7 protein-coding genes are annotated in these 7,453 nt (G+C 65.5%); 4 read left to right on the forward strand and 3 right to left on the reverse strand.

Annotated elements, in window-relative coordinates; translation table 11 throughout:
* Nucleotides 1-249 precede the first annotated feature (249 nt).
* Nucleotides 250-1,005: a PAQR family membrane homeostasis protein TrhA gene (gene trhA, locus ACRDUX_RS00930; RefSeq protein ID WP_526410131.1), complete on the forward strand. Its 756-nt coding sequence runs from the start codon at nucleotides 250-252 to the stop codon at nucleotides 1,003-1,005.
* A 15-nt stretch (nucleotides 1,006-1,020) separates the two neighbouring features.
* On the opposite strand, the gene ACRDUX_RS00935 is transcribed toward trhA, so the two are convergent.
* Nucleotides 1,021-2,232 (reverse strand): acyl-CoA dehydrogenase family protein, encoded by a 1,212-nt coding sequence (locus tag ACRDUX_RS00935; RefSeq protein WP_526410122.1) that lies wholly within the window; start codon nucleotides 2,230-2,232, stop codon nucleotides 1,021-1,023.
* A gap of 169 nt (nucleotides 2,233-2,401) precedes the next feature.
* Here ACRDUX_RS00935 and ACRDUX_RS00940 point away from each other — a divergent pair, with 169 nt between their 5' ends.
* Nucleotides 2,402-4,084 (forward strand): adenylate/guanylate cyclase domain-containing protein, encoded by a 1,683-nt coding sequence (locus tag ACRDUX_RS00940; RefSeq protein ID WP_526410124.1) that lies wholly within the window; start codon nucleotides 2,402-2,404, stop codon nucleotides 4,082-4,084.
* A 57-nt stretch (nucleotides 4,085-4,141) separates the two neighbouring features.
* Here ACRDUX_RS00940 and ACRDUX_RS00945 read toward each other — a convergent pair whose 3' ends face one another.
* Complete coding sequence (locus ACRDUX_RS00945) at nucleotides 4,142-4,645, reverse strand: phosphate-starvation-inducible PsiE family protein (RefSeq protein WP_526410125.1); 504 nt, start codon at nucleotides 4,643-4,645, stop codon at nucleotides 4,142-4,144.
* Between the two features lie 7 nt (nucleotides 4,646-4,652).
* Entirely contained in the window at nucleotides 4,653-5,135 is a 483-nt protein-coding gene (locus ACRDUX_RS00950; protein WP_526410127.1) for a TspO/MBR family protein, read from the reverse strand.
* A gap of 408 nt (nucleotides 5,136-5,543) precedes the next feature.
* On the opposite strand from ACRDUX_RS00950, the gene ACRDUX_RS00955 reads away from it, so the two are divergent.
* On the forward strand, nucleotides 5,544-6,659 hold the full coding sequence (locus tag ACRDUX_RS00955; RefSeq protein ID WP_526410133.1) for an ABC transporter ATP-binding protein: 1,116 nt from the start codon (nucleotides 5,544-5,546) through the stop codon (nucleotides 6,657-6,659).
* A 68-nt stretch (nucleotides 6,660-6,727) separates the two neighbouring features.
* On the forward strand, nucleotides 6,728-7,453 hold a 726-nt coding region (locus tag ACRDUX_RS00960; RefSeq protein ID WP_526410129.1), incomplete at its 3' end, for an ABC transporter substrate-binding protein.

The raw sequence follows: 7,453 nt of genomic DNA on the forward strand, positions 1-7,453 counted from the left end.
CCCGCGAACAGCGGCCGCACCAGGCAGCGGGAGCGTTGCTCCTTCTTCTCGCCTGTGCATGAAAGTGACCCGATCGACACCATAGGTTCACCTCGCGGACGGCACGTCAGCCGATCAAGATCGCCGCATCTTCGGTAGCCTCGCTTTCGGGCTTGATCGTCTACTGCGGTAGCCCGCCGACTGGAAACGGCTCATCCTCGACTGCGGAGACGTCTTGAACGAGCACAGATCGGTTTCGACGTGAGCGGCATGATCACCGGGTCTGCCGCCTCGAAGGTTTCGGCCGTCGACGAGGAGATCCCGGAGATTCTGCGCGGTGACGACGACCTTCCGCAGGTGCTCGCCGACACGTTCGCCGACTTCTTTCACGCCCCTCGCGCCCGTGGGCTGATTCACCTCGTCTGCGCTGCTACCGCAATCGTCGCAGGTGCGGTCCTGGTGCCCGTCGCATGGCTGATGGCCTCACCGAAGGCCGGGCTGGCGACCCTTGTCTACACGGCGACGATCGTCGGCATGTTCACCGTCAGCGCGATCTACCACCGCGTTCAATGGAAGAGCCCGGACGCTCGGAAGTGGATGAAGCGAGCCGACCACTCGATGATCTTCATCTTCATCGCAGGCAGCTACACGCCGTTCGTGCTCCTGGCCATGCCGCCACCCACCGCTGAGCTGGTATTGACCATCGTCTACGCCGGCGCGGCGGCTGGGGTGGCACTGAAGATGTTCTGGCCGTCCTCGCCCAGGTGGGTCGGCGTGCCGCTGTACCTCCTGCTCGGTTACGCGGCGATCTGGTTCGCGCCGGCGCTTCTGACCGGTGGTGGCGTCGTCGTCGTCGCCCTGCTGATCGCCGGCGGGGTGCTGTACAACATCGGCGCCGTGCTCTACGGCGTGCGCTGGCCCAACCCGTGGCCACAGACGTTCGGCTATCACGAGTTCTTCCATGCGTTCACCGCTGCGGCAGCGATCTGCCACTACATCGCGATCTGGTTCGTCGTTCTCCGGTAGGCGACGGCCGTTCGGCTACTTGAGCGGCAGCCCGGTGATCGCCCTTGCCATGACCAGCCGCTGGATCTCGCTGGTGCCCTCGAAGATCGTGAAGATCTTGGCGTCGCGGTGCATGCGCTCAACGGGGTAGTCCCGCGTGTAGCCGTTGCCGCCGAGGATCTGGATGGCCTCGTCGGTGACGTAGACGGCGGTCTCGCTGGCCGCGAGCTTGGCCATCGAGCCCTCGGCGTTGACGAACGGCTTGTCGTTGCGGGCCATCCAGCCGGCCCGCCACACCAGCAGTCGCGCGGTGTCGATCCTGGTCCTCATGTCGGCGAGCTTGAACGCGATCACCTGGAAGTCACCGATCTTGCGGCCGAACTGTTCGCGCTGCTGGGCGTATTCGAGCGCGTACTCGTAAGCCGCGCGTGCCACGCCGAGGGCCATCGCGCCGACCGTCGGGCGCGTCCGCTCGAACGTCTTCATCGCTGCTTGGCCCGCCGAGCTCTTGCCGTCGCGCGCCTTGGCGATCCGCTCGTCGAACTTGTCCTTGCCGCCGATGATGAGCCTGCCCGGAATCCGGACGTCGTCGAGAACGACCTCTGCGGTGTGCGAGGCACGGATGCCGTGCTTCTTGAACTTCTGTCCCTGACTGAAGCCCTTCGTGCCGGGCGGGATGATGAACGTGGCCTGTCCGCGGGACCCCAGTTCGGGATGAACCGACGCCACGACGATGTGGACGTTGGCGATGCCTCCGTTCGTCGCCCAGGTCTTCGTGCCGTTGATGACCCACTCGTCGTTGGCTTCGTCGTAACGGGCCCGGGTGATGATGGCCGATACGTCCGAGCCTGCGCCCGGCTCCGACGCGCAGAAGGACGCCAGGAGCGGCTCGTCCACCGTGCCGAACATCTGCGGGAGCCACTCCCCCATCTGCTCGGGCGTTCCGGTGGCTGCGAGGGAGGCGGCAGCGAGTCCCGTGCCCAGGATCGACAGGGCGATGCCCGCATCACCCCAGAACATCTCCTCGAACACCGTGAGGAGGCCCAGACCACTCGGCTCGGCGGCCTGGGTGGCAAACAGCTCCACCGAGTAGAGACCGACTTTGGCTGCTTCTTGGATGATGGGCCACGGCGTCTCCTCACGCTCGTCCCATTCGGCAGCCGCTGGCCGGACGACCCGCTCGGCGAAGTCGTGGACCCAGTCGCGCACCTCAATGACGTCATCGGACAGCTCGAGTGAAAACGTCATGGCGACAAGTCCTTTCGGCGAATTCTTCTCGCACGTCAGTGGCCGGGGGGATGCGCGAGGCAACCACGTCCCTACTGGGTGAACAACTGTACACAGCTCGCCTGGTGATGAGCCAAGGGGTCGCACCCGGAGCGAGTTCTTCGCGTCATGGCAGCGGTCGGCGTCCCAGTTGTGGCAGCGTTACTCCGACACGGAACTGGCCGTCAACCTCGACTTCCCGACCGACACCGCCAAACGTCTGCGCACGCGCACCGAGGCAGTCACGGGAAGGGGAGGTGGCGCGCCTCCATCAACCAGGAACGACGTGACGCCGCACGACGAGTCGAGTGAGCCGCCCAGATCCTCGACGGCGCGCCTCGGCATCGGCTATGCGACGGGGCTGACCTTCGCGCACCTGCTCACCGCGGCCGAGGTGCTCGCGGTCGTGTGGGCGTTGAGCGGCCAGACCTTCGGCGACACCCAGGCATTGCAGACCCGGTCGAACGTGATCATCCTCGCCGTGGTGGTAGCGCTGGGGACGGTCGTGGCGGCGGTCGGCGGCTACCTCAACATCGCGCCGTCGCTGCGCTGGTTCGCCGCAGGCGTCGATCCCGACGCCAAACAGCGACACGCCGCGATCAACATCGTGCGGCACCAATCCGCCCTGCTGCTCGGCATCTGGGGCGTCAGCGGCGCCGTCCTGATCCTGGCCAATCGCGACGTCGGAATCGGTCCGATGGCCCTGATCGTGTTCGCGGTCGCCTTCGGCAGCACGTCGACCGTGAGTACCAGCCTGCTGTTCACTCAGCGCATCTTCCGGCAGGTCGTAGCGGCCGCCACCGGCGGCGACTCCGTCAGTCGCACGACCGCCCCGGGGATCGCCACCCGACTGGTGATGATGTGGCTGGTCAACAGCGCATTGCCCAGCGCGACGATCGTGGGACTGATCCTGTGCAAGGCCAACGGTTGGCTGATTCCCACGACCGCCTCGTTGGACGTTCCGATCGTCGTCCTTTCCGTGGTGGCGGTGCTGCTCGGCCTGCGCGCACTGATCCTGGTCGCCCGGTCGATCGCCGATCCGGTGCGCGACGTCGTCGACGCGATGGCGGAGGTCGAGCGTGGGTATCTTGGGCGCACCGTCGACGTGTACGAGCAGTCCGAAATCGGCAGGCTTCAGCGCGGTTTCAACCGCATGGTCGCCGGCCTCAGCGAGCGTGACCGGCTGCGCGACCTGTTCGGTCGCCACGTCCGACCCGACGTCGTGACGCTCGCCATCGAAGGCGACGACTCGCTGTCCGGTGAGGTCCGCGACGTCGCGATCCTGTTCATCGACCTCGCGGGATCCACTCAGTTGGCCGCCAGTCTCACGCCGCCCGAGATCGCGGCCGTGCTCAACGACTTCTTTCAGATCGTCGTGGCCGCCGTTGATGAACACGACGGCGTGATCAATCAGTTCCAGGGCGACGCCGCCCTCGCCATCTTCGGCGCTCCCGTCGAGGCCGACGGGGCCGCCACCGCCGCGCTGACCGCGGCGCGTGCACTGGCCGCCGCCCTGAGACGACTGCCCGTCGTGGACTTCGGCATCGGTGTTTCGGCCGGGTCCGTCTTCGCAGGCAACATCGGCGCAGAGAATCGCTACGGGTACACGGTGATCGGCGATCCGGTCAACGAGGCCGCGCGACTTGCCGATACGGCGAAGTCGACACCGGGCAGAGTGATGGCCTCGGGGCCCGCCATCTCCCGCGCCGAGGTCGCCGAAGCGCGACGGTGGACCCCCCGCGGCTCCGTGGCTCTGCGTGGCAGGGCCGAGGCCACGCAGGTGTCGGTTCCACGTGAGGCCGGAGACCACGATGGCGAGCATGACGACCGTTGAGCCCTTCCGCATCGCCGACTTACTCGCCGACCTTCGCCACGGTGCGGCGTGAGTCAGTCAGGCTCCCGTTGTTTCGCCGTCGTGATTTCTGACGCGCAATACGAACGCCGCCAACGCCAGAACGAGGACCACAGCGCCCAGTACGCCGATCTCGACGACCGCACGAGAGAACTCCGGGCCCCTCTCCAGCAGTGTCGCGGCCTCCACCGACAGGACGACGATCTCCTTGATGCCGGCGAGAATGCCCACGACGAGAAACGGTTCCGCGACGATTTCGTGTGACCGCAGGCAGGCGCGCACGGCGTACAGGAGCTCGACGAAGATGAACAGCAGCAGGAGCCCATCGAGGATCTCGAGCATCAGAGTCGACGCCGACGTGTTCCGGAGTCGGAGCAGCGTGTTGAACTGCGCAACGAGAAGCGCCACCGATCCAAGGGCAAGGACGACGGCGACGCCCCAGTAGACGGCGTCCTCGACGCCACTCAGTACCCGGTCGGCCAAGCGTTGCCGACCCTCTTCGTCCTTTGCGACGTCGTCGTCGACGTCCTCGTCCTTGGCCATCCGAACGTCAGCGGTTCAGCCACCAGATACGGCTCGACAGCGCCGTGGCGAACGCGCACCAGAGAGGGTAGGGCCATAGAACCCGGGCGGGACGGCCCTTGACTCGCACTGCGCGCCGCGTCAGGTCGGCACTGCTGACGGCAAGTGCACCGGCGAGGAGTGCGGAGACCCCGAGCTGTCGACGGTTGAAGAAAAGCCACGACCAGGTGCCGTTGAGAAGGAGGTTCAGTGCCAGCAGGCCGGAGAATGCACGGGCCTGGTCATGCGCACCGCGCCCGCCGAGTTCATCGATGGTCGCGGCCGAGACACCCGCGATGTCGGCATAGAGCAGTGGCCAGACAATGGGAAAGACCTGTCGGGGCGGCTGGAAGCTGGGCTTGCTGAGTTTCTCGTACCAGTCCGATTTAACGGCGGGGCCGCTCGCCAGACCTCCGATGGCGGCAGTGAGGAACGCCGCGCCCGCGGTCTTGGCAAGAGTACTGCGATGCATGTGAGTTCCTTCCGCGCAAAACGGTGTTCCCATGTGGCCTGATGGACAAACACGGTGATGACGCCCCGGCGATGACGACGCGATCCGCTTCTACGAGCGGCGCGAGTGCGGACCGACGTGGCGGTGCCGGTCAAGTTTCGAGGGCTGAAAAGCGGAATCGGCGACTGAGCAACGCCAACACCTAGGGATTCCATTGTCGGAATGTAAATTCGTTGCGGAATCGCTTGCGAACGTCGTCAAGATCGGCGATGGTTTACCCATAGCGCGCGGAGAGTGTTGCCCACGATTTGCCTGGGGGGCAGTTCTTCGTGCCGACATAGGGAGGTCGTCCTGACCGGCACACACAGCACCGCCGTTGACAGCGCGACGGGAGGTGATACGGGTACCCGCGAGCCGGGCCGCCCGGTCATCGAGATCGACCACGTCACCAAGCGATTCGATGACTACGTCGCCGTCGCCGACGCCGACTTCTCCATCGGGTCCGGAGAGTTCTTCTCGATGCTCGGTCCCTCTGGCTGCGGGAAGACGACCACGCTTCGCATGATCGCAGGTTTCGAGACGCCCACCGAGGGCGCGATCCGCCTCGAGGGCGCCGACGTATCGAGGGTGTCCCCGCACAAGCGCAACGTCAACACGGTGTTCCAGCACTACGCCCTCTTCCCGCACATGACGGTGTGGGACAACGTGGCCTACGGACCGCGCAGCAAGAAGATCGACAAGGCGGAAGTGAAGCGCCGGGTCGACGAGTTGCTAGAAATCGTCCGTCTCACCGACTTCGCCAAACGCAGGCCCGCCCAACTATCGGGCGGACAACAGCAACGCGTCGCACTGGCCAGGGCGCTGGTCAACTACCCAAGCGCGCTATTGCTCGACGAGCCTCTTGGCGCGCTCGATCTCAAGTTGCGGCACGTCATGCAGTTCGAGCTCAAGCGCATTCAACGGGAAGTCGGCATCACGTTCGTCTACGTGACGCACGATCAAGAAGAAGCGCTGACGATGAGTGACCGCATCGCCGTGATGAACGCCGGAAACGTCGAACAGATCGGCGCTCCCACGGAGATCTACGACCGCCCGTCCACGGTGTTCGTCGCCGGCTTCATTGGCCAGGCCAACATGTGGCACGGCCAGCAGAAGGGAATGGACGGAAACTTCGCCCAACTCTCGGTGCTGGGCACGATCCTGCGCGCCAGGCCCGGCGACACCACCATCGAGACCGGCGGCCAGGCCACGCTCATGGTGCGTCCCGAGCGCGTACGGGTGTCGATGGAAGCGCCGTCGGGCGACGTTTCCGGCGTGCCTGCGACGGTCACCGACCTCACGTTCCAGGGCCCAGTCTTGCGCCTTCAACTCGCGGCCGCCGACGGATCCCCGATCCTTTCCCACGTGGGCCCGGAGCAGGATCTGCCGATGCTGCGCCCTGGCGATCAGGTTCACGTGAGCTGGGCGCCCGACGCGTCGCTGGTCCTGCCCGCCGCCGACATTCCCACCACCGAGGATCTCGAGGAGATGCTCGACGATTCCTAGACGTTGAGTCGTGCTACCGCTGACCGCCAGGTCACCCCTCCCCCGGATTCATGAAAGGCATCCCAGCCATGGCCTCCTCGAACAATCAAGGCATCAATCCCGCATCGTTGTCCCGTCTCGCATCGAACCGGACCAACCGACGGCGGTTCCTGGGCGGCGGCGCTGCCGCCGCGGCGGCGTTCGTGCTAGGACCGTCATTCCTGGCGGCCTGCGGTTCCAGCACTACGACGAGTTCCAGTTCGACGTCGGCAGCACCGGATGACGGCAAGCCGGCTACCGGCACTCTGCGGATCTCGAACTGGCCGCTCTACATGGCCGACGGGTTCGTCGCCGCCTTCCAGACCGCCAGTGGTCTGACCGTGGACTACAAGGAAGACTTCAACGACAACGAGCAGTGGTTCGCCAAGAACAAGGAGCCGTTGTCACGCAAACAGGACATCGGCGCCGACCTGGCGGTGCCCACGCAATTCATGGCGCTGCGGCTCAAGCAACTCGGCTGGCTCAACGAGATCAGCGACACTCGGGTGTCCAACAGGAAGAACCTGAGGCCCGACCTGTTGAACGACACGTCGGACCCGGGCCGCAAGTACACCGCCCCGTACATGAGCGGCATGGTGGGTCTGGCCTACAACAAGGCCGCGACCGGCCGTCCGATCACCAAGATCGACGACCTGTGGGATCCCAAGTTCAAGGGCAAGGTCAGCCTGCTGTCCGACATGCAGGATGGCCTCGGCATGATCATGACGTCGCAGGGCGGCAACATCGCCGATCCCACCGCGGACGCCGTTCAGAAG

This window comes from Mycobacterium sp. (assembly GCF_050701675.1).
Taxonomy (GTDB): Bacteria; Actinomycetota; Actinomycetes; order Mycobacteriales; family Mycobacteriaceae; genus Mycobacterium.

Coding starts and splice junctions, on each gene's coding strand:
- trhA (WP_526410131.1), top strand. CDS start 250: ATGATCACCGGGTCTGCCGCCTCGAAGGTTTCGGCCGTCGACGAGGAG.
- ACRDUX_RS00935 (WP_526410122.1), bottom strand. CDS start 2,232: ATGACGTTTTCACTCGAGCTGTCCGATGACGTCATTGAGGTGCGCGAC.
- ACRDUX_RS00945 (WP_526410125.1), bottom strand. CDS start 4,645: ATGGCCAAGGACGAGGACGTCGACGACGACGTCGCAAAGGACGAAGAG.
- ACRDUX_RS00950 (WP_526410127.1), bottom strand. CDS start 5,135: ATGCATCGCAGTACTCTTGCCAAGACCGCGGGCGCGGCGTTCCTCACT.